The 20,625-nt window shown below is 46.5% G+C and carries 19 protein-coding genes; 5 read left to right on the forward strand and 14 right to left on the reverse strand.

What is annotated here, in order from left to right; all coding sequences use genetic code 11:
* Window positions 1-120 precede the first annotated feature (120 nt).
* The gene (gene gyrB, locus PHX29_00935; GenBank protein MDD5604477.1) at window positions 121-2,046 is read left to right on the forward strand and encodes a DNA topoisomerase (ATP-hydrolyzing) subunit B; all 1,926 of its coding nucleotides are present in this window, start codon (window positions 121-123) and stop codon (window positions 2,044-2,046) included.
* Window positions 2,047-2,067: 21 nt separating this feature from the next.
* Here gyrB and PHX29_00940 read toward each other — a convergent pair whose 3' ends face one another.
* From PHX29_00940 to PHX29_00955, 4 genes are all read right to left on the reverse strand, one after another.
* Window positions 2,068-3,192 carry an AI-2E family transporter gene (locus PHX29_00940; GenBank protein ID MDD5604478.1) on the reverse strand — a complete coding sequence of 375 codons (1,125 nt, stop codon included), beginning with the start codon at window positions 3,190-3,192 and terminating at the stop codon, window positions 2,068-2,070.
* A gap of 110 nt (window positions 3,193-3,302) precedes the next feature.
* A complete protein-coding gene (locus PHX29_00945; GenBank protein MDD5604479.1) occupies window positions 3,303-3,548 on the reverse strand; it encodes a YtxH domain-containing protein in 246 nt (81 codons plus the stop codon).
* Between the two features lie 21 nt (window positions 3,549-3,569).
* Window positions 3,570-3,857 carry a hypothetical protein gene (locus tag PHX29_00950; GenBank protein MDD5604480.1) on the reverse strand — a complete coding sequence of 96 codons (288 nt, stop codon included), beginning with the start codon at window positions 3,855-3,857 and terminating at the stop codon, window positions 3,570-3,572.
* 83 nt (window positions 3,858-3,940) lie between these two features.
* Window positions 3,941-4,246: a ferritin family protein gene (locus PHX29_00955; protein MDD5604481.1), complete on the reverse strand. Its 306-nt coding sequence runs from the start codon at window positions 4,244-4,246 to the stop codon at window positions 3,941-3,943.
* A 113-nt stretch (window positions 4,247-4,359) separates the two neighbouring features.
* On the opposite strand from PHX29_00955, the gene PHX29_00960 reads away from it, so the two are divergent.
* Window positions 4,360-4,920 carry a GNAT family N-acetyltransferase gene (locus PHX29_00960; GenBank protein ID MDD5604482.1) on the forward strand — a complete coding sequence of 187 codons (561 nt, stop codon included), beginning with the start codon at window positions 4,360-4,362 and terminating at the stop codon, window positions 4,918-4,920.
* Window positions 4,921-4,922: 2 nt separating this feature from the next.
* Here the strand turns inward: PHX29_00960 and PHX29_00965 are convergent, their stop codons facing one another.
* Genes PHX29_00965 through PHX29_00980 form a run of 4 tightly spaced genes read right to left on the reverse strand, consistent with a single transcriptional unit; the run spans window position 4,923 to window position 7,331 of the window.
* Window positions 4,923-5,678 carry an ABC transporter permease gene (locus tag PHX29_00965; protein MDD5604483.1) on the reverse strand — a complete coding sequence of 252 codons (756 nt, stop codon included), beginning with the start codon at window positions 5,676-5,678 and terminating at the stop codon, window positions 4,923-4,925.
* Window positions 5,675-6,616 carry an ABC transporter ATP-binding protein gene (locus tag PHX29_00970; protein MDD5604484.1) on the reverse strand — a complete coding sequence of 314 codons (942 nt, stop codon included), beginning with the start codon at window positions 6,614-6,616 and terminating at the stop codon, window positions 5,675-5,677. The genes PHX29_00965 and PHX29_00970 overlap by 4 nt, the downstream gene beginning before the upstream one ends.
* Window positions 6,603-6,830: a PLDc N-terminal domain-containing protein gene (locus PHX29_00975; GenBank protein MDD5604485.1), complete on the reverse strand. Its 228-nt coding sequence runs from the start codon at window positions 6,828-6,830 to the stop codon at window positions 6,603-6,605. Before PHX29_00975 ends, PHX29_00970 begins: the two co-directional genes overlap by 14 nt.
* Before the next feature lie 18 nt (window positions 6,831-6,848).
* Window positions 6,849-7,331, reverse strand: a complete 483-nt coding sequence (locus PHX29_00980; GenBank protein ID MDD5604486.1) for an HIT domain-containing protein — start codon at window positions 7,329-7,331, stop codon at window positions 6,849-6,851.
* Window positions 7,332-7,491: 160 nt separating this feature from the next.
* Here PHX29_00980 and PHX29_00985 point away from each other — a divergent pair, with 160 nt between their 5' ends.
* A complete protein-coding gene (locus PHX29_00985; GenBank protein MDD5604487.1) occupies window positions 7,492-9,687 on the forward strand; it encodes a bifunctional (p)ppGpp synthetase/guanosine-3',5'-bis(diphosphate) 3'-pyrophosphohydrolase in 2,196 nt (731 codons plus the stop codon).
* Window positions 9,688-9,734: 47 nt separating this feature from the next.
* Window positions 9,735-9,998 (forward strand): 30S ribosomal protein S20, encoded by a 264-nt coding sequence (gene rpsT, locus PHX29_00990; GenBank protein ID MDD5604488.1) that lies wholly within the window; start codon window positions 9,735-9,737, stop codon window positions 9,996-9,998.
* 87 nt (window positions 9,999-10,085) lie between these two features.
* On the opposite strand, the gene PHX29_00995 is transcribed toward rpsT, so the two are convergent.
* From PHX29_00995 to PHX29_01020, 6 genes are all read right to left on the reverse strand, one after another.
* Window positions 10,086-10,343 (reverse strand): Smr/MutS family protein, encoded by a 258-nt coding sequence (locus PHX29_00995; GenBank protein ID MDD5604489.1) that lies wholly within the window; start codon window positions 10,341-10,343, stop codon window positions 10,086-10,088.
* Between the two features lie 49 nt (window positions 10,344-10,392).
* Complete coding sequence (gene fdhF / locus PHX29_01000; protein ID MDD5604490.1) at window positions 10,393-13,092, reverse strand: formate dehydrogenase subunit alpha; 2,700 nt, start codon at window positions 13,090-13,092, stop codon at window positions 10,393-10,395.
* A gap of 3 nt (window positions 13,093-13,095) precedes the next feature.
* Entirely contained in the window at window positions 13,096-16,185 is a 3,090-nt protein-coding gene (locus PHX29_01005) for an FAD-dependent oxidoreductase (GenBank protein MDD5604491.1), read from the reverse strand.
* 24 nt (window positions 16,186-16,209) lie between these two features.
* Window positions 16,210-16,671: an NADH-quinone oxidoreductase subunit NuoE gene (nuoE, locus tag PHX29_01010; GenBank protein ID MDD5604492.1), complete on the reverse strand. Its 462-nt coding sequence runs from the start codon at window positions 16,669-16,671 to the stop codon at window positions 16,210-16,212.
* A gap of 307 nt (window positions 16,672-16,978) precedes the next feature.
* Complete coding sequence (gene fetB, locus PHX29_01015) at window positions 16,979-17,758, reverse strand: iron export ABC transporter permease subunit FetB (GenBank protein ID MDD5604493.1); 780 nt, start codon at window positions 17,756-17,758, stop codon at window positions 16,979-16,981.
* The gene (locus tag PHX29_01020) at window positions 17,739-18,407 is read right to left on the reverse strand and encodes an ATP-binding cassette domain-containing protein (GenBank protein ID MDD5604494.1); all 669 of its coding nucleotides are present in this window, start codon (window positions 18,405-18,407) and stop codon (window positions 17,739-17,741) included. The genes fetB and PHX29_01020 overlap by 20 nt, the downstream gene beginning before the upstream one ends.
* A gap of 296 nt (window positions 18,408-18,703) precedes the next feature.
* Here PHX29_01020 and PHX29_01025 point away from each other — a divergent pair, with 296 nt between their 5' ends.
* Window positions 18,704-20,581 (forward strand): pyruvate carboxylase subunit B, encoded by a 1,878-nt coding sequence (locus PHX29_01025; GenBank protein ID MDD5604495.1) that lies wholly within the window; start codon window positions 18,704-18,706, stop codon window positions 20,579-20,581.
* Window positions 20,582-20,625 lie beyond the last annotated feature (44 nt).

Genomic DNA, 20,625 nt, shown 5'->3' on the forward strand with positions numbered 1-20,625 from the left:
CGGTATTTTTGTATCCTGCGTCGCGTTTTGTTGTTCCCAAGGTTTGTTTTCATGATGGAATGCGCTTATAGGGTTTACTAAAGCCGCTCAAAGTCCCTGATAGGAGTACGCTAGAAGATTATGGATAGATTGGCATCATCCAAGAACTCAAATGAATATTCAGCAGCAGATATACAGGTTCTAGGCGGGCGTGAAGCAGTTCGTCGGCGCCCAGGTATGTATATTGGTTCAACCGACCAGCGTGGTTTGCATCACCTGGTTTATGAGATCGCCTACAACAGCGTCGATGAAGCTATGGGCGGTTTTTGTGACCGTATCCTGGTTGTTATTCATAAAGATAATTCAGTTACTGTTGTTGATAATGGACGCGGCATTCCGGTTGATATTCATCCGGCGACTAAAAAATCCGCGCTGGAAACAGTATTGACTGTGCTGCACGCTGGTGCCAAATTCGGCGGTAAAACCTATCAGGTCTCCGGCGGTTTGCATGGGGTGGGCTCATCAGTGGTGAATGCCTTGTCCGAATGGATGGTGGTAACCGTCAGCCGTGATGGAAAGCAGCACCGCCAAAGGTATGAGCGGGGCATACCCCAGACCGAATTGGAGATCGTAGGAAGCGCTGAAGATACTGGAACAACTATAAACTTTCTGGCAGATAAAGAAATCTTTACCACCCTTGAATACGATTTTGATATCATTGCCGAACGCTTGAGGGAAACAGCCTACCTGAATAAAGGCTTGGAGTTTCGCATTGTTGACGAGCGGTCTGACCGGGATCTGACTTATTATTTTGAAGGGGGCATTTCCGGTTTTGTGCGGCGCCTCAACCGCAACCGTGTTGTTCGCAATCGCCAGCCGATTGTTTTTTCTAAAGCTGTAAATAGTACAGTTGTCGAAGTCGCCATACAATATAATGACGGCTATACGGACAATACTCTTACTTTTGCCAACTGTGTCAATACCATTGACGGCGGTACGCATCTGACTGGCTTTAGATCTGCTCTTACCAGGGTACTTAACGATTGGGGGCGCCGAAACAAAGTATTAAAAGATGATGAACCCAACCTGGTTGGCGACGATGTCAGGGAGGGGCTTACTGCGGTCGTCAGTGTTAAACTTGCTGAACCACAGTTTGAAGGACAAACCAAGGGAAAATTGGGCAATATTGAAATAAAAAGCATTGTTGAAAGTGTTGTCGTTGAAGAATTGGGGTTGTACCTTGAAGAGCACCCTGATGATGCCAAGAAAATTCTCGATAAATGCTTAACCGCTGCCAAAGCCAGAGAGGCGGCACGTAAAGCGCGCGATCTGGTTATACGCAAAGGGAGTCTGGATTCGGGGACTCTCCCCGGAAAACTGGCAGATTGCTCAGAGAAAGATCCGGCATTAAGCGAGCTGTTTCTGGTTGAAGGAGATTCTGCCGGCGGTTCAGCTAAACAGGGGCGAAACAGAAGGTATCAGGCAATATTACCACTTCGGGGTAAAATCCTGAATGTAGAAAAAGCTACCGCCGAAAAAATGCTGGGCCAGGAAGAGATCAGGACACTTATTACGGCTCTGGGGGCTGGCATAGATGAAGACTTCGACGTTTCCCGCCTGCGTTATCATAAAGTTGTGCTGATGACTGATGCCGACGTAGATGGCGCTCATATACGGACTTTGTTACTGACTTTTTTCTTTCGCCACATGGCAGATATCATCAATAGCGGTTATCTGTATATTGCCCAGCCTCCTCTGTACCGGATTAAGGCTGGTAAACAGGAGCAATGGGTTTATAGCGATCGGGAAAAAGATGAAGCGCTTGCTGCCTTGAAGAGTAAAGCTGCCAGAGCTGACGTCCAGCGTTATAAGGGTCTTGGTGAAATGAGTGCTGAGCAGTTATGGGAAACCACCATGAATCCGGCTACCAGAACACTGCTAAAGGTTAACGTTGAAGATACTGCCAAGGCGGATAACATTTTCAGCGTGTTAATGGGTGGAGAAGTTCCGCCTCGCAAAGCTTTCATACAAGCGCATGCCAAGAGTGCAAAGAACCTGGATATCTAATCCGAATACTATATAGCTGGTTTATGCTGAATTATTGCTGACTTCAATCGCATTCGTTTCGCTTGCAGATCCTGTTGCCTGCTGAACTGCTTTCCTGCTTCGAATGTATCGAACGATTCTGGCTAACGTCGCAGCGATAGGCACTGATATTATAATCCCCCAAATCCCGGCAATGTGTGCGCCCAGAACCAATAAAAGCAAAACTGCGGCCGGATGGACTCTCATGTAACTGCCCTGCACCCTGGGTACCAGCAAGTTGTTTTCTACAAGCTGAACGCCAATAAACAGAAGAACCACAAGTATAGCTTTTTCTGGTGCGGCGCTCAGGGTAACAAGTACAGCAAGGCCCCCTCCTATCCAGGGGCCTATGGTCGGCACCATTTCGGTTATTCCGGCAAAGAAGGCAAGGGCTGGTGCATACGGTACTCTAAGAATAGACAGCCCAATAAATGACACTATAGCAACAATGCCGCCGAGTACCAGCGTGGCTTTAATATAACCACCCAGGACCTTATCGATTATTAAAGCGATGTTGCGGATATGCTCGGCTGCCCAATCCGGCAGGAAAGAATAAATATTGTTTTTAATTTGACCGTAGTCTTTTATGATGTAAAAAAGAAACAGCGGCAAGGCAGCGAAGCCAAGTAATGCCCCCACTGTGCCTGAAATGAACGAAAAGCCGCCTTTGGCCAGATTTTCTAATATGCTTTCCATTTGTAAGCCAAGGTTAGCAATAAGTTGTTCTACCTGCGTCTGTAAACCAGGTGGAAGTTGTTGTTGGAAACTGTCTGCCCATTGTTGGAGTTGGTCCATTATGGTTGAGATATATTCTGGAGCCCTTGAGAAAAGGTCTATGAAAGTCTGGATGACGGTGATGATGATATATGAAAGTATCCCCCCAACAATTCCGATAGTGATGATGAATACTATCAGTATAGCTAATATTCGCCTGGCTTTTAACCATTTGTTTTTAGGGGGAAGCTTTCTTTCCAGCCAGTTAACCCCAGGCAACATCAGATAAGCCAGTATTAAACCGATGACAAAAGGCAATAACACCCCACGCCAAGCCCAGGCAAGGGCTAAGAGGATTAAGACGGCTGCCATAAACACAATCAGCCGCCAGTTGTTCTTGAGTGCTTCAATCATTAGCAGGTCAACTTAATGTTCAAGTCGTAATCCCCCACTGATTATTGGCAGGTAAATCCTTTACCTGGGCGTAGCAATAAGGGAGCAGGGGTGTGCGAACCAGCGCAGCTTTAGGCTGCCGGTTCGTGTTTTTTCAAAAGCTTTTCTTCGCCTTTTTGTATTACTTCCTTAGCTTTTTCTTTGCCATGTTCAATGGCTTCAGCTGCTTTGTGTTTAAATTCCCCGGTTTTTTCTTTCAAAATATCCCGAGTTTCTTCTCCAGGGCGCGGGGCATAAAGCATGCCAGCCGCCAATCCAATGGCGGCGCCAAGAACGATACCCAGGCCAATTCCAGCGAATGCATCTTTACTGCTCATTTGTGTCCTCCTGTTTACTTCCTATTTTTTTAATCTGTTGGTAAAAGATTGAATGCCATGACTAAAACCCTGAATTACGCCCGCCATCTGGGCAAGTGGCCTGGCGATTTCCTGCCTTGAATAGCTGGTAATCACCTGGAGGTCTTCAGCAGCCGTTTCCGCCTTGTTGAGTATACCCTTTGCGGAAGAAGTGATTTCCTTGACCTTGTTGCTGATAGAGAGCACGACGAAGGCGATGATGATCAGCACAATGATAAAAACAGCACCCCATGCAATTATGACGATGTCCCTTATCAGCTCTATATCCATTGAGTATTTACCCCCTTCGGCCAGTTGCAATAATTAATTTAACATACTTCGAGGTTAATATTAAGTCTTTTTGCCAGTTTTAACTAAAACTTAAGCTTACCTTCCAGTTCCTTGACCTCCTCCTCGCCCTCCTTGTAATACTGTGCCTCATCTGGGGCAAGGTTTTTCAGAAGCCGGAGAAATTCGCCGGCATGCACTCTTTCTTCGTCCGCTATCTCACGCAGGACTTCGATGGCCAGCTTATTATCGGTTGCCTCTGACAGTTGCATATAAAGTTGTATTGCCTCATATTCAGCGGCGATCATAAATCGTATTGCTCTGATCAGCTCTGCATCAGTAAGCTTGCGACCGGAAGTCATACCTGAAAAAGCGCTTCCAAATTCAGGCATAATATTCCTCCTTCAATAATTAATAAATACCTGGATTATTCTACCATAGTTTTGCCATGCTTTATCTGTTACAATGGATTTTGGGTGAATAAATTATAAATTGAGGAGAAAAAATGGCACGCCACCCCATGCTGGAAACTGAAAGACTGTTTCTCAGGCATTTTTTATTGGACGATTGCCGTGATGTCGTAAGGATGGTAGGGGATCCGGTAATTGCGGCAAATACGCTGCATATTCCCCATCCTTACGAATATGATATGGCAGTAGAATGGATTAAAAGTCACCAAAATAACTCTGCTATGGGAAATGGGGTTGTTTTTGCGATTACCGATCGGCAAAACGGCGATTTAATTGGCGCAATTGGTTTGGTGATCAATGTTGAAGATGAAAAAGCCGAGCTGGGGTACTGGATTGGGAGGGAATACTGGCGTAATGGATACGCCACTGAGGCAGGAAAGGCGGTCTTGGAATATGGTTTTGGGGAGCTTGGCCTCAACCGTATTTTTGCCAGACACCTCGGTCGCAATCCGGCTTCTGGCAAGGTAATGCAGAAATTGGGAATGAAATACGAGGGATGCTTGCGGCGCGATGTAAAAAAAGATGCCAAATTCGAAGACCTCGAATTATACGGTCTTTTAAAAGCTGAATATGAAGACCGCCGTTCTGCAGTTTAATCTTATAGATCTTTATTGCGCAGTATCTTTTGGGCAAAGTAAAGGGATAATACGGTAAGCACTGCGGTTACTGCCAACGCTCCCCAATATTCATCAGGATTGCCAGAAATCAGGTTGACTCCCCACCCCATTAATTTACCAGGCATATAGTCACCAATAATCGGTATAGCTGAGAGAGCTGCTTGTGAAATCAAAAGGGCGATGGCTGTACCGCCTGCTGCAAGAGATCTCCTGAAAAGGCTGGAACAAAAAAGCGTAATCGCCAAACAAAACATCAGGAACAATGCCAATAGCAGGTTTAACCCGACATACCCCGCCACGGATGCTCCTTCAATAAGTAAAACGGTATAGATGAAACTGACGATTGATGCTGCTGCCAGAGATAGCAGGAAAGTCAGGCTGAGGGCGATCATTTTGGCGCCCACAAAAGAAGAACGGCTTACCGGTTTGGAAAGGGTCATTATAGCTGTGCCGCTTTTCATTTCACCAGATATGCTTCCCATACCCAATAATACTGCGAGTAATAATCCAACCTGGCCAATTGTACTGGCATATTCAGCCAGGGATTGCACCGCGGTAGGTGGAGGCAGTTCAATTATCATCCCTTCCCCGGCAAGCTTGAGAATTTCGGGTAAATACTTAAGTAAAAATGGGGTAGAAATCCCGAAGAACAGGAAAATACCAGCTACGATAACCAGTTTATAGGTCCTGAGCTGGCCGGTCACTTCTTTTTTTAAGAGCGGAATAAATCCCTTCATTTGGTTTTCTCTTCATTAAGGATTTCCACAAAGATATCTTCCAGGCTGGGCATAACAAGTTCATAGCGCGTGAGAGTTAAGCTGGAATCTGAAATCAGCCGCGGCAGTTCGCGCCGGGCATGTTCAACATCGATTGCTTTTACTAATACAACCTGCGTGCCATTCCGGTTGATTATTTCAGGCTCAGCGAGCCACGGTGCCTCCTGTAAAGTCTTAAGCAAGGGGCTGGGATCTTCGATAAATTCAATTTCGAATAAAGAACGGGCGTATTTTTTTTGTAATGATTCGACTGAAGAAATTGTAACCAGTTTCCCCCGGTTTACTATACCTACCATGTCACACACCTTTTCGACTTCATTTAAATTGTGGGTGGACATGAACACAGTTGCCGTTTGTTTTAAACTTTTAATCAGATCAAGAACCTCGCGCTTCCCAACCGGGTCCAGAGCTGAAGTTGGCTCATCCATAAAAAGTACTTTTGGCTGGTTTATCAAAGCTTGAGCGATTCCAAGCCGCTGGCGCATGCCGCGGGAATATCCCCCAATACGCCGATTGCCTTCCCTTGTTAGTTCTACCATGTCAAGCAAATATTCTATGTGTCCTTTGATTTTTTTCTTGTCCAGTTGGTGCAGCTCCCCGGTGAATTGCAGATATTCTCTGGCGTTCATCCAATCATAAAAAGCCGGTACGTCAGGTAACAAGCCGATTACCGATTGAAGCGCCAGGTTGTCTGAAGTAATATCCTCTCCTGCAACTCGGGCGCTACCCTTTGTCGGATGAGCAAATCCAGTTAAAAGTTTAACCGTGGTGGTTTTTCCGGCGCCGTTTGGACCAAGAAAACCGAATATTACGTTTTCCGGGACTTCCATGCTTAGCCCATCAAGAGCTTTGACTTCGTTGTAATATTTTGAAAGCCTTTCGGTGCTAATTGCTGTCATCAATTCTGTCCTTTCGGCCAAACAGCAAGTAAATAATCGGGCCGATCAGATTGATAAAAATTATAATAAATACCCATATAATTTTGTTATTGCTGGTGACATGCTCTCTCCTGACAAGATCGATTATCGCAATCACCATAAGGGTCAGTTGCACCAGTGCCAGTGGGATAAGAAAGGGCAGCATTTCCTTGATAATAGCAAATTCATTCGGCATGAAGATTGATTCCTCCGTTTAAAAATAGGGTTTTAGTTCGAGATATGTTTCCTTTAACGATGAATTGACCACACCGGTTGAAGCAATAACCGGCATAAAGTTGGTGTCACCAGCCCAGCGAGGAACGATATGGGTGTGGATATGCTGATCAACCCCGGCTCCTGCAACACGACCCATGTTCATCCCCATATTGAATCCTCCGGGATTCCAGACGCTGCGGAGGGCGCGGATACATTTTTGTACCAACTGAAAATGTTCCAGCAATTCTTCCGGGCTGAGGTCTTCAAGTAGAGCTGTATGACGGAGAGGAGCTACCATCAGATGCCCGGCAATATAGGGATATCGGTTCATAATAACAAAGTTATAATCACCGCGTGCGAGTATCAGGTTCTCTGTATCATCTTGTTCGTTTGGTTTATCACAAAGAATGCAGCCTTGTTCTTCACCGCTTTTAGCCAGACGTATATATTCTATGCGCCATGGTGACCATAAATGTTCCATTTTTCACCTCGCTCACATTTTAACGACCGGATTCTGGTGCGTCAACAAGGAGATTCGAAGAGGGGGAATATCAAATATTGTACTGGCGAGTCAGTTTAAAACCTCTCGCTTTTAAAAATAAATACTCTTAATATATACTTAACCCTACGGGAGGCGCATCGTGGTTGTTCGACAGGCTGGCAGCCTTGAAAGCCTTATTGAGAAGACATCCAGATATATTCCAGCAGAGAAACTGGAAATGGTAAAACGCGCTTATGAATTTGCCCGGGAAGCCCATCAAGGCCAGGTGCGTGTTTCCGGTGAGCCGTACCTCATCCATCCTTTACAAGTTGCTTTGATTTTAGCAGATCTGCAGTTTGACTCCAGCGCACTAACCGCTGCCCTTCTTCATGATACTATTGAAGACTGTGGTGTATCTCTTGAGGGAATAAGAAAAGATTTCGGATTAGAGGTGGCTAATCTTGTAGATGGGACTACCAAGCTGGAAGAATTATCACGCAAATCCCCATCTTCGGGTTTAAAAAGCGGCATACAGGCAGAACACCAGGCAGAAAACCTTCGTAAGCTTCTGGTGGCCATGGCAGAAGACCTGCGGGTGGTGTTTATTAAACTCGCCGATCGATTGCACAACATGCGAACTCTATCTGCTCTTACGGCAGAACAGAAAGAGCGGATAGCCCGCGAGACGTTGGAGATATATGCTCCACTGGCTCATCGTTTGGGCGTGTGGGAACTGAAGTGGGAACTGGAAGACCTTTCTTTTCGTTACCTGGAACCAGAAAAGTATGCCCACATTTCCAAGATGGTTAACCTGCGTCGCGCTCAACGGGAAATGCTGATTAACCAGATGGTTGAAGTGCTCAAACGGGAATTTGAAAAAGCAGGAATACAGTGTGAAGTTACCGGGCGGCCGAAACACCTGTATTCTATTTACCAGAAAATGAAGAAATATGAGACCCAAGGCAAGCGTTTTGATGATATCCAGGATTTGCTAGCCTTGAGAGTATTAGTGAATACGGTGCCGGATTGTTATAACGCCATTGGAGTAGTGCATAGCCTCTGGCACCCGATGCCGGGCAATTTTGATGACTATATTGCGAATCCTAAAGCCAACGGATACCAATCTTTGCATACTGCTGTTATGGCGATGCGTTCAATTCCCCTTGAGGTACAAATTCGTACTTATGACATGCACCATTTTGCTGAATATGGAGTTGCTTCACACTGGCGCTATAAAGAAGGTGACAAAGCTGATGAGAAATTTGAAGCAAAACTCGGATGGTTGCGGCAACTTGTTGATTGGCATCGGGAGCTAACCGGGGCAGAAGAGTTCCTGGAATCAGTCAAGACCGATATTTTTAATGATCAGGTTTTTGTGTTTACTCCCAAGGGTGAAATCAAAGACCTGCCACAGGGTGCGACTCCGGTTGATTTTGCTTATCGTATTCATACCGATTTGGGGCATCGCTGCATTGGCGCCAAGGTGAACGGCAGGCTGGTACCGCTTAATTATCAACTTAAAAATGGGGAAGTGGTTGAAATTGTAGTAGCCAGAAAAGACAAGACCCCTTCTCGTGACTGGCTTAATCCAAACCTTGGTTATGTGCGTACCTCGCATGCGCGTGAGAAATTACGTCAGTTTTTCAAACGGCAGGAAAGAGCGGAAAATATTGACCTCGGGCGCAACCTGCTGGAAAAAGAGTTGCGTCGTTTGGGTTTGAAAGCCGGCAATCGTGAGGAAATTGCCCGTGTTTTCCGTTTTGAAAGCGTTGACGATTTTCTGGCAGCGGTTGGATATGGAGGTGTTAGCCTTAATCAGATTTCGATGAAGCTTGCCAGTCAGCAGGAGGCCCCAAAACCAATAGTCGAACAGGCTCCGGTTAAACACCCTACCTCAGCTATACGTGTTCTGGGTGCGGGGAACATGCTTACCAGCCTTGCCCGTTGTTGCAACCCTGTCCCTGGTGATGCAATTACCGGTTATATAACCCGGAACAAGGGGGTGACTGTCCATCGCTCCGACTGTCACAATATTGTGCGCCCGGATCTCGAACGGGAAAGACTGGTTGAGGTGGACTGGGGGCAATCTGATAGTCTTTACCCTGTACGCTTGAGTTTGGCTGCCTGGGATCGGGTTGGTTTGGTGCGGGATTTTTCCACAGTAGTTGCTGAAGAAAAAATTAACATCACTTCTATGACGGTAACAGAGACGGAAGAAGATGTTTCTACTATTGATTTTACCCTTTCGACCAGCAGTGTATATCAGCTCAGCCGGTTGATTAACAAGCTGGAAGGAATAAAAGGAGTAATAAGTATAACCCGTATGGGGGAAGACTCAACTTCACAGGTTTCTTAAACTGTAGTATAATAACCAGTTGTTGTTTCAATTTAGGAGGAAGTCACTTGGCAAATACCAGTTCTGCAAAGAAAAAGATTCGCGCTGATGAAGCTAAACGGGAAAGGAATAAAGCAGTTCGCTCAAAAACCCGAACTCTGGTAACCCACGCCCGAAAAGCTATAGAAGCTGGACCAGACAAAGCGAATGAGCAGGTAGCCACAGCTGTAAGTGCGCTGGATAAAGCAGCCGCAAAAGGTATAATTCATCCCAACAATGCGGCAAGGCACAAGTCAAGGCTGGAACAAAAACTAAACAAATCCCAGGCATAACAGGCCGGACATTAAGAAAGATAAAACGGCATCCCGCTGGTGCCTTTGTTTTTGTGGGAGCCGTTGTCCTTTTTTAAGTAAAAGCTGTTATGCGAGATTCACCTGGATAGCGCCCTCTCCTCCATGGAATTTATCAGCGCTGTAAAAAGATCTTACCAGGCAGTGCCTGGAAAGCAGTCTGGAAACTTCAAGTTTTAATACCCCTGTACCCTTCCCGTGGATTATCCATACCCTTTCATGGCCTGCCTGGTAAGCTGCGTACAAAAAATCGTCAACTTTTGGGAGGGCTTCTTCTACTATGTTCCCGTGCAGATCCAGCTGGTTACCAATTTCAGGCTTTTTCATTATTTTTTTTAAACCATTAAATATCTTATGAAAAACAGCTTTACTCTAATTAAACTTTCCGCAAATTTACAGGGCAAACCTTTAGCCCTGGAATTTTTGCTACCGGATCCAAAGCGTCTGATGTAAGTTGGTTCACTGGTGATTCCTTGAAGTGGAAAGGCATGAAAACCACTCCGGGTGGTGATTTTTCACTCACTTCAACCTCGGCATAAATCTTGCCTCTCGGGGAATACAACTCAACAACATCTCCATTCACGCACCCCAGTTTAGTTGCTTGTTCGGGATTGATTTCAATTCTGCCTTCCGGGCAAATTTCAGTAAGTCCAGGTGACTGGCGGCTGATTGATCCCCCGTGCCAATGGTAAAGGTTTCTGCCGGTGGATAAGGTTAGCGGGTAGTCTTTATTTGGTACAGCAGTGGCAGGCTGATATTCAACCGGAACAAATTTACCCTTTCCTCGAGTAAATGAACCCAGGTGTAAAAACCTGGTTCCCGAGTCGTGTAAATCTCGACATGGCCATTGCAAGCCGCCGTATTCAAGCCGTTCGTATGTGATTCCACCGTAGGTTGGTGTGAGGCTTGCAGCTTCTATCATCACTTGGGAAGGGTGAGAATACTGCATTGGATACCCCATTCTTTGGGAAATATTCATAATAATCTCCCAGTCCGGCCGGCTGAAGGCAACTGGATGGATGGCTTTGCGAATCCGCTGGACACGCCTTTCGGTATTGGTAAAAGTACCGTCTTTCTCGGCAAAGCTGGTGCCAGGTAGTACAATATCAGCATATCGACCGGTTTCGCCCAAGAAAATATTTTGTACAATTAAAAAATCTAATTTTTTAAGCGCGTTTGCCACATGCTTTGAATTGGGATCAGTGAGTGCTGGTTCCTCTCCCATAATATACATGCCCCTGATTTTTCCTGATTCTGCCGCGTGCATCATTTCAACGAGGGTAAGACCAGCCTTGCATTGCAGTTTTACCTTCCAGGCGGTTTCAAATTTTTTCCTGGTTGCGTCATCATTTACCGGTTGATATCCCGGAAGCACGTTGGGTAGGGCTCCCATATCACAGGCTCCCTGGACGTTGTTTTGACCGCGGAGAGGGCATAACCCTGATCCTTCCCGGCCGATATGGCCGGTTGCCATTGCCAAATTCGCCAGGGCGATGACATTGCCGGTTCCACCTAAATGCTGGGTTATTCCCATTGCGTAAAGGATCATCGCTGTTTTACTGGTTGCATACAGGCGGGCTGCGGCGGATAGTTCATTGGCTGGAATACTGGTAATACGGCTGACAGCATCCACTGTATATGGTGCGACTGTTTTACGAACTTCTTCAAAGCCTTCGGTCCGGTTGCGAATGAAATCGAGATCGGCTAGATTTTCAGATATTATTATGTTCAACAGTCCGTTTATCAGAGCAGTGTCAGTGCCTGGCTTGAGGCGTAACCATAGACTGGCATGTTCGGTCATATTTATACGCCTGGGATCGGCGACAATCAATTTTGCTCCCTGGTTCTTGACCGCCTCTATTACCTCAAGTGAGATGACAGGATGGTTTTCGCCAGTATTGGAGCCGATAATAAAAATACAGTTACTATGGCTGATTTCTGAAATAGAATTAGTCATGGCCCCGCTGCCGAAAGTTGTGGCCAGACCGGCCACAGTGGGAGAATGTCAGAGGCGAGCGCAGTGATCGATGTTGTTAGTACCGATTACCGCACGAGCAAACTTCTGAAGAAGGTAGTTTTCCTCGTTGGTGCACTTGGCTGAAGAAAGAAACGCCAGGGAGTCTGGTCCGCTTTCGGCTCTGATGCCAGCAAGCCTTTCGGCTATTGTATCTATGGCTTCTTCCCAGCTGGCACTCCTAAATTTGCCTTCTCCTTTTTCTCCGATTCGTATTAAAGGGCTTTCAAGTCTTTCTGGGCTATATATATAATCCCAACCGAATTTTCCTTTCACACAAAGGCGGCCATTGTTTACATTTTCGCCCGTAGCGGGTGATACACTTACGATGCGTCCGTTTTTAGTATTAAGCTCAATATTGCAGCCTACTCCGCAATATGAACAGACCGTTGGGGTCTTCTCGATTTCCCAGTTTCTCCCGGCTCCTACCCGGCTTTTCTCCACCAGGGCACCAGTAGGGCAGGCTGCAACGCATTGGCCGCAAAAAACACAGGGACTCTCTTTTAGCGAACGGTCGTAAGCAGTGGCAATTTTACAATTGAATCCCCGGTTCGCAAAGGAGATGGCCTCAACGAATTGTATTTGCTTACAGGCAGCCACGCAGCGCCCGCAAAGTATGCACTTGTTATAATCCCGGATGAAGAACGGATTGGTCGTATCTGAGGGGTAATTATGCCTTTCCCCATTATATCTGGAGCCGGATACCCCCAGTTCGTAGGCATATTTTTCAAGATTGCAATTACCGCTTTTCTCGCACGTCATGCAATCAAAAGGATGGTTTGAAAGAAGCAGCTCAATTACACTTCTGCGAGCGCTGAGAGCTCTTTCTGAGGCAGTTTTAATTACCATGCCGCCAGCAACCGGTGTGGCGCATGAGGCAGCCAGGTTCCTTGCTCCTTCTACTTCTACCACACACAAACGGCAGCCTCCGCTGGCTGGCAGGTTATCCATATAACAAAGGTGAGGAATTTCTATTCCTGCTTCGCGAGCGGCTTCCAAAATGGAAACACCTTCTTCGGTTTCTATAACCTTTTCGTCTATTGTCAGTCTAATTTTTGCCAAGGTTTAATTTTCCTTTAAATCACAGCGCAAACAGCGCCGAGCTTCTCGTATAGCATTATCCCACGAGAAACCCAAGCTGGTCTCATTGAAATTGCCATCGCGTTCCGCTGGTGTCAGCTCTGGAATCAGGCTACGTGAACCAAGCTCGATTTCCTCTTCGCTCCATGGAATGTCCACAGGAGTATTATTAACCCTAAAACGGTCTTTATCAAAGGGTATTCCCCGTATATAGCAGTCTATCGATATGGCAGCTCTTTCGCCTCCAGCCATGGCTTCTATGACCGTCAATGGCCCGGTTACGTTATCGCCGGCGGCAAAAACTCCTTCATGCCCTGTTTGCATGGTTATATTGTTTATTCCGATAGTTTTATTGGTATTTATTTTAATTGCGCCAGACTGGTTTAGAAAACTGGTATCCGGTATTTGTCCCACCGCGGCAATAACCGTATCAGCCTCCAGGCAAAAGTCCGAACCGGGAATGATTTCCGGGCGTCTCCTACCGCTGGTATCGTAAACGCCTGGGCTTGTTCTCAAGCACTCGACTCCATATACCTTTGCCTTGCTGCCCATTATCTGTAGCGGAGAAGTTGAATCAAGAATTTGGATGCCTTCTTGCTCTGCTTCGCTTATTTCATCGTCATTGGCTGGCATATCCCGGCGCGGTCTTCGATACACTATGGTTACCAATTCAGCGCCAAGACGGCGGGCGGCTCGTGCAGTATCAATTGCAACGTTGCCCCCGCCAATCACCACCACCTTTTTGCCGGGATTAATCTCGTTACCAAGGTTGATTTGTTTTAGGTAACTTATACCGTCATACACACCGTTAAGATCTTCCCCGCTTATCCCCAGCTTTTCGCCCGTATGCGCGCCGGTAGCCAGCAAAATGGCGCTGTATCCCTGCCTTTTTAGTTCTTCGATAGATGCCACCGGGCTGTTTAGTTTGATCTCTACTCCCAGCGAGGTGATAAAATTAATATCAGCCTGGAGTACCCGGCGAGGCAGACGGAACTCCGGAATTCCAGCGGCGAGCATGCCGCCAGCAACTGGAAGAGCTTCAAAAATGGTAACCGAGTAGCCTTTTTTTGCCAGATGATAACCTGCATTCAATCCGGCAGGGCCTGATCCCACAATGGCAATTTTTTCCTTCCGCGCCGGTTTAAGCTTTTTTATTACCCCAGTTCTATTTTCAGCACCAAAATCAGCAGCTGCACGCTTTAGGGCGGCAATCGAAACCGGTTGGTCAATATCACCGCGGCGGCAGCGAGTTTCGCAGGGATGGTGACAAACCCGTCCGCATATACCTGCCAGCGGGTTTCTGCGCCGTTCCAACTCCAGGGCTTCCTCGAATTTGCCCTGACTGATAAGGGCGATATAGCCTGGAGCATCCACGTTGAGCGGACAGATATGCTCACATGGAGCGTAAACCATTGACTCGCACGAAGCTGCCGGGCAGCGCTTTTCCCGGATATGGACTTCATATTCTTCCCGGAAATATTTAATGGTACTTATAACCGGGTTAGGAGCATTTTGCCCGAGTCCACAGAGAGAAGTGTCCTTAATGTTTTCTGCCAGTTCAAGCAGCAGCTCAATATCCCCTTCTCTGCCTTCACCGCTGGTGATACGGGTAAGAATCTCCAGCATTCGTTTGGTTCCCAGGCGGCAAGGAGTGCATTTTCCACACGATTCAGATTGAGTAAAGCTGATGAAGAAGCGGGCAATATCTACCATACAGGAAGATTCATCCATTACCACCAAACCGCCGGAACCCATTATTGAGCCAATTCCCGAAAGGGATTCATAATCGATAGGCAGCCCAAGATATTTTGAGGGCAGGCAACCACCCGAAGGGCCGCCAATCTGAACCGCCTTGAATCTGCGTCCTTCAGGAATGCCTCCACCAATATCGTAGATAAGCTCTCCCAAGGTTGTCCCCATGGGCACTTCTACCAGCCCGGTGTTATTAACAGCACCGGTGAGTGAAAAAATCTTGGTTCCCTTGCTGGTTTCTGTTCCTATGGCAGCATATTTAGCGCTTCCCTGGTTGATGATATAAGCAACATTGGCTAGTGTTTCAACATTATTAATATTGGTAGGCTTTCCCCACAAACCACTTTGAGCAGGGAATGGTGGCCGTGGGTGCGGCCGTCCGATTTTCCCTTCGATGGAAGCCATCAAGGCAGTTTCTTCTCCGCACACAAAAGCTCCAGCTCCTTCAATAACCCTGATTTCGAGGCTGTAACCAGAATTTAAAATATTATCTCCCAGCAAACCAAGACGTTTGGCGTCTTCTATGGCTAGTTTAAGATTGGAAACTGCCAGTGGGTACTCAGCTCTGACATATATATATCCAGTTGAAGCGCCTGTTGCGAAGGCACCAATGATCATGCCTTCCAGCACCAGGTGCGGATCGCCTTCCATAATGCTGCGGTCCATGAAGGCTCCCGGATCGCCTTCATCGCCGTTACAAACCATATATTTCCTGTCTCCAGCCGCCTTTCTGGCAAGGTCCCATTTCCTACCGGTGGGGAAACCGGCTCCTCCTCGCCCCCTCAGCCCTGAGGCAAGAATTTCTTCAATTACCAACTCGGGCGTCATGGAACTTAGTACTTTTCTAACTGCCTGGTAGCCGCCATTGCTGATGTAATCATGTATGCTCTGCGGGTCCAAATTGCCGTTTCCGGCGAGTACGATACGTTGCTGCTTGGCATAAAAAGGAACTTCGCGGTCAAAAGCCTGCTTTTTTCCACTGGCAGGATCAACGTAGAGCAGGTGATCAACGACCTGTTTGCCAATAATTGTTGTGGAAATGATTTCCTTGACGTCATTCGGAGTAACCTGGGGGTAAAATATACCGCTTGGCTGAATAGATACAATCGGTCCCCGTTCGCAAAAGCCATGACAGCCGGTAGCTGAAAGTATTACCCGGTCGTTTAGACCCATTTCAGAAAGCTCCCGGGAAAAAGCCTCATAAACCATGCGTCCGCCCTGGGCGTTACACCCGGTACCGCCGCATATCTTTATGTATATTGCATTGCCGTTTTTTGCGGCTTGCAGAGAACTCTGAAAATTATCAAACTCTGCCAAATTCATTTCAGTAAAAATACCCCAGATGGCTTAAGGAAGATTTTCAATCAGCGCTTCGACCTTTCCCGGTGTCATTTTCCCATAATATTTGCTATCAACAAGCACTACCGGTCCCATAGCGCAGGCACCAAGACAGGCGACTGTTTCCAGGGTGAACCTATAATCCGGCGTGGTTTGGCCATCTGATATTCCGAGTCGTTTTTCTATAGCTTCCAAAACAGCCTTTCCTCCTCTGACATGGCAGGCTGTTCCGCGGCAGGCGCGAATAATATTTCTACCCCTGCGTTCCAGGTAAAATTGTGAGTAGAAAGTAGCTATGGAATATATGCGGCTCATGGGAATGTTTAGCGCTCTGCTGACAATGTTAAGACCTTCTTCTGGCAAATAGCCAAATATTTGCTGAATTTCTTGTAAAAGCGTAATCAGCCCGTCTTCACGGCCGATGTATTTTTCTACCAGTGGTTTTATTACCGAAATATCGGGTTCCTCCACCTTAACCTCTCTTTAAAAATGTAAATGAAGCTCGTTTGGCTTCATTTACTATCAGATAATTATCAATCCGAACGCACCGATTTTTGTTAATCCGACCTTGTCGTTACAGGTCAAAGTATTAATTTGGCTTGTCGAGGATTTTTAGTGATAAAAGCCTTCCTCCAGCTTGGGGGAATTGAGGGGATAAAACAGGCGCGCTTCGCGACCAGATAATTAGCTTACAATAAAAAGTAGCAACGGTTCAAACTATCAGGCAAGCCGTATTTTCCAGGTATAATTAGATTTTTCCTTACCGTGTTTTGAATGATTATACCAGCTGCTCCTCCCGGTTAAAGAAGGTTTTGTAACCCATCTGGAGGGTGAGTATTACCGTCATGGCTACAGATCCCAGAATGGCAAGCATAATTGCAATTTGGTAGGCAATCGCAGTTGTTGGTGAAATCCCGGCAAGTATCTGGCCAGTCATCATACCGGGAAGAAAAATAATGCCCATTCCCAGCATTGAGTTGATGGTCGGCATAATTGCCGAATCAAATGTTCTGTTGATGATATCTGAGGTTGCCTCTCTGGGTGCAGCTCCCAATATTAATGCTTCTTCAATCCATTGTTTACGGGTGGTCATTCCATCCAGCAGGTTCTTAACCGCAAGGGAAACTCCCGTCATAGAGTTACCGATTACCATTCCGGCGATTGGAATAAAGTACTGAGGATCGTACCAGGGATTGACTCCGATTACGGCTAATATGAGGTAGAGCAGACATGACCCGGCTCCCAGTCCCATGGAAAGAGCGATAACTATTTTAAGCTCACCAGTCAAAATGCCTTTAAATTTACCTATGATGGTATATATGGCAAAAACTTCCATCAGGGCAACTATCCCGATGGTGGCAAAGGGGTTGGGGTGGTCCAATATATATACAAGAATATAGCCGGCTAAAACCAGCTGTAAAGTCATTCTGACCGAGGAAAGCACAATTTCCTTTGTCCGGCTTATCCCCCTGCTTCTTGTGATTATCAGGACGATTATTACAAAAAGATAAGCAGTTATAATCTGCCACAAGGTTAGTTCAGCTACCCCGTTCATCATTAAGCTCCTGGCCGGTTATTTTGCCTTGGGCGACTCTGATAATAATATCTGAATATTTTCGAGCAATCGTTTTTGAATGAGTAACCATTATAATTGATTTTTTTTCTATGCGAGCCTTGTGGCAAATGGTTTCGATGACAATATCTGCACTGTCAGCGTCAAGTGCGGAAGAGGGCTCGTCCAGCAGAAAGACTTCAGGTTGCAGAAGAATAATGCGAGCAAGGGCTAGCCGTTGCTTTTCTCCTCCGGATAGCACGTTGACCGTAGTCTTCAAGTTTTTATCCAGCCCAACGCTTTCGAGAACCTGGTAAATCGCACTGTCGTGCGGAAAAGGACGTTTTTGAAATTTAAAAGGTGCGTTTAGGTTATCATGGATGCTTCCTTCAAACATCACCGGGTTTTGAGATAGCATAACTACCCGGCGACGATGCTCAACCGGATTAGTCTCTACTAAAGGAGTGCTGTTATAAAAAATCTTCCCTTCAGTTGGGGAGACCATTCTGTTTAGCATTTTAAGAATGGTAGTTTTTCCTCCTCCGCTTGGCCCGAAGAGGGTGGTGATCCCCCTGCCAACAGACAGATTGGGGATATCAATAACATCCCGATAACGGACGGATATAAAATCGAACAGGTTATGCTCTTTTTCCATCTAAATCCACCCTGCTGTTAATTAATGATGGAACTAAAGCTAGCACCTGGATAAACCTTTGTCAAAGTAAAAAGATCAGCCTGGAATATTCGTTGAGATTTGCTCCTGAATAAGAAAACAATCGCAGGGTGGTAGTTGTCCTCGCAAGCTAAAAAGCTGTTATTTAGTTGCCCGCAGATACCCGTTGTGCTATTATGACCGCTACAGCACTCATCAGCGGGTGTATCCCCACTCATTGTTCAGTAACCATTTGTTATATTATTTATTGGTTAATTAATTATAGAGAGGTTTCCGGGATGGAAAGAAAAGGTATAAAAATCACCGACCTGACATTACGTGATGGGCATCAGTCACTTCTGGCAACCCGAATGCGCACTGATGATATTCTGGAAATGGCTCCTGGTATGGACAAAGCCGGCTTTTACTCCCTGGAAGTATGGGGTGGGGCCACCTTTGATGTTCCTACCCGGTTTTTGAACGAAGATCCATGGGAGCGACTGGCTAAAATAAAAAAGGCTGCTCCCAATACCCCCCTGCAGATGCTTCTTCGCGGCCAGAACCTGGTAGGCTATCGCCATTACCCAGATGATGTAGTGGTTGAATTTGTAAAACATGCAGCCAAAACCGGTGTAGACATTTTCCGTGTGTTTGATGCTTTAAACGATGAGCGCAATTTTGAACCGGCGCTTTCTACCATTAAGGAATGCGGCAAACACGCCCAGCTCGCTATCAGTTATTCCCTGACTGAACGCAAGATGGGCGGACCGGTTTATAACCTCGACTACTATATTGAAAAAGCAGTCAAATTTGAGAAAATGGGCGCTGACTCCCTGTGTATCAAGGATATGGCTGGAATAATAAGCCCGGATGATGCCTATACCCTGGTAAAAGCGCTGAAAGAGAACATCAAGATACCGGTTAATATCCACAGTCATTATACGTCAGGCATGGCGTCCATGGCGTTTATGAAAGCCATTGAAGCCGGTGTTGATATGATTGACTGTTGTATAGCACCGTTCGCTCTTCGTACCTCACATCCGGCAGCCGAGCCCTTTGTAGCGGCTCTGGCCGGGACCGAATATGATACCGGCATTGACCTCAATCTACTTTTCGAGCTCGGCCAGAAACTGGAAGGAATCGTGCCAAAATATCGGGATTTTATGGACAATACAAAGATGTCCTCTATCGATACTGCAGTACTGATGCACCAGGTTCCCGGCGGCATGATTTCGAACCTCGTGTCCCAGTTGCGTGAAGCCAATGCACTGGATAGGATCAATGAGGTATATGAGGAACTGCCGAAGGTTCGAAAAGAACTCGGATACCCGCCACTGGTTACTCCTACCAGCCAGATTGTAGGAATCCAGGCGGTGCAAAACGTTCTCTTCGGTCGTTATAAAGTGGTTTCCGCCCAGGTTAAAGACTATGTTTATGGATTGTACGGGAGGCCACCGAGGCCAATTGATCCTGATGTTCAGAAACAGGTGCTGAAAGGTTACGAGAGGGGAGAAAAACCTATCACCTGCCGCCCGGCCGATGTGCTTGATCCTGAATTGGAATTAGCAAAGGCAGCTGTTGGAGAACTGACTGAAGATATTGGAGATGTTTTAGTATACGCACTCTATCCAACCACTGGTTTGCGTTTCCTCAAATGGAAGTATGGCAAGGAAGTGCCGCCGCTGGAAACGGAAGGGAAGAGCCTGGAAGATATTAAAAGAGAAGATGACCTTGTGGCCAAGGCTAAGAGCGGCAAGCTGGTGGAGGCGGGTAGTGCACAGGCGGCTGGAACATCTGGATTCAGGCATTATAATGTCTATGTTGGCGACAATGTTTTGACCATCGGCGTCGAGGAGGTTGAGGAGGGCGCTGAGCCGCGCCAGCATATTGTAGCCATGCCTTCCCCGGTAAAGAAAGCTTCTGTTGCAGCTGATGTAGTTACTGAGCCTGAGCCAGCAGGCGACGAAACCGGTGTGCTTGCTCCAATGCCGGGAATTATTATCCGCTATGAAGTAAAAGAAGGTGATAAAGTAAAAACGGGTGACAACGTCGTAGTCCTTGAAGCTATGAAGATGGCTATCGACTTGCCTTCTCCCTGTGATGGTACTATTAAAAAATTAAACTTCAAAGGCGGCGATTATGTCGCTCGCGATGATGTTTTGGCTGTCATAGGGTAATTAATTTATCTGATTTTGTTAATTAATATATGAGGATGGAAACT

It is taken from the genome of Dehalococcoidales bacterium (assembly GCA_028717385.1).
In the GTDB taxonomy this organism is placed as follows: domain Bacteria; phylum Chloroflexota; class Dehalococcoidia; order Dehalococcoidales; family CSSed11-197; genus CSSed11-197.